This window comes from Pseudoalteromonas sp. S558, assembly GCF_005886635.1.
In the GTDB taxonomy this organism is placed as follows: Bacteria; Pseudomonadota; Gammaproteobacteria; order Enterobacterales; family Alteromonadaceae; genus Pseudoalteromonas; species Pseudoalteromonas aliena.
In genome coordinates, this window is record NZ_PNDU01000299.1 from 1 (window position 1) to 1,824 (window position 1,824).

Sequence of the window (1,824 nt, forward strand, 5' to 3'; positions counted from 1 at the left end):
GCGAGTTTACGTATCAATAGCGGGCCTATTGTAAGTAAATTCAACGTAGTTAGCGCTGAAAATAGCTGCTTGAGATAGATTTATTATCCAGAGTTCAGGTTACTTAACATCATTTATCCAAAAATTTTGAGTATAAGCAGTAGATCATTTATGTTTAAAGTACGTTTAACTAATTATTACCACATCCAAGGAATGATATGATGACTCAGGTAGAGGCTATTAACGGTGTTATTTTTGATTTAGACGGTACGTTAGTATCATCCGAGTTAGATTTTTCACTTATAAAAGCACAAATAAGCTGCCCTTGTGAGCAAGACCTGCTCGACTTTATAGCGCAACTCCCTTCGGCTTATATGCGCGAGGAAGCCATGAACATTGTGCATCAGCACGAGTTACTCGATGCCCAGCATGCGACTATATTACCCGGCGTCAGTGAAGCTATTGCACAATTAGACGCAAAAAAAATTCCGATGGCCATAGTAACGCGTAATTTTGACAAGGCTGCTGCAATTAAATTACAAAATAACCCTCTCCCAATTAGCACGGTTTTAACCAGAAGTGATGCACCAGCAAAGCCCGATCCAAGTGCATTGAATGCCATTGCAACACTTTGGGATATTAGCCCTGCAAATATACTCTATGTAGGCGATTACTTGTATGACATACAAGCCGCGCATAACGCTAATATGCGTGCATGTTTATATGCTCCAGATGTAACACCAGCTTATGCCGACCAAGCCGATTACATATTGCATCATTTTTATGAGTTGGTAGGGCTAGTAGAAAGTTATTCCAAAAAAGTAGCGTTATGTTAAATAGCGCATTGTTTTTTTTATTCTTAAGTTTAGTCTTTAGTTATACAAATTTTATTAATTGATTTTTGCCCATTGTGGAGCTAGCCCAATACGTTTTGAATTGGTAAAATACCGCAAAACATAACGTATTCATCAGGGGCACAAAATGGGCAGAGCATTTGTAGTTCGTCAAAGTTCTATGATCAAAACAGCTAATGCGAAAACGAAAATAAACTCAAAGTATGGTAAAGAGATTTATGTAGCAGCAAAAAATGGCGAACCCGATCCGGAAGTAAATCAAACCTTGCGCCGCCTAATCGAAAAAGCTAAAAAAGACCAAGTTCCAGCACACGTTATTGAAAAAGCAATTGAGAAAGCAGCCGGTGGGGCTGGGGAAGACTATTCTGTTGCTAGATATGAAGGCTATGGTCCTGGCAATTGCATGGTTATTGTTGATTGCTTGACTGACAACCCAAATCGTACAATTAAAGATGTACGCTTACCATTTACAAAAACTGACTCAAAAATTGGTACACCCGGTTGTGTCGCGCATATGTTTGATCATTATGCGGTACTTGGTTTTGCAGGGGATGACGACGAAGTAGTACTCGACGCGTTAATGATGGCTGATGTTGATGTGAGTGATGTTGAAGCCGAGGACGGTAAAATATCGGTATTTGCGCCGCCAACAGAATACTTTAAAGCTAAAACAGCCCTTGAAGGCGCCTTTGAAGGTATTAACTTTGAAGTAGACGAAATTACGTTTATTCCTCAAGTTAATATTGAGATTGAAGACGAAGACGTTATTGCTAATTTTGATAAATTTATAAATATGCTTGAAGATTGTGACGATGTGCAAAATATTTATCACAATGCCATTGTAAAAAATTAAACGTAAACGGCTATAAGCTTTAAAAGCGTGTTTTGTGTATACAAAACACGCTTTTTTACGTTTGAATAAATGTTAGATATTCATGCTCGTTATGTTTATTTGAATATATATTTTTAAAACAGACATTGATCAGACCAA

Annotated in this window: 2 protein-coding genes; both read left to right on the forward strand. The window is 37.8% G+C overall.

What is annotated here, in order from left to right; translation table 11 throughout:
* Positions 1-197: 197 nt before the first annotated feature.
* Positions 198-815 (forward strand): HAD family hydrolase, encoded by a 618-nt coding sequence (locus tag CWB66_RS17505; RefSeq protein WP_138586369.1) that lies wholly within the window; start codon positions 198-200, stop codon positions 813-815.
* 145 nt (positions 816-960) lie between these two features.
* Entirely contained in the window at positions 961-1,686 is a 726-nt protein-coding gene (locus CWB66_RS17510; RefSeq protein ID WP_077535404.1) for a YebC/PmpR family DNA-binding transcriptional regulator, read from the forward strand.
* The last annotated feature ends 138 nt before the right edge of the window (positions 1,687-1,824 follow it).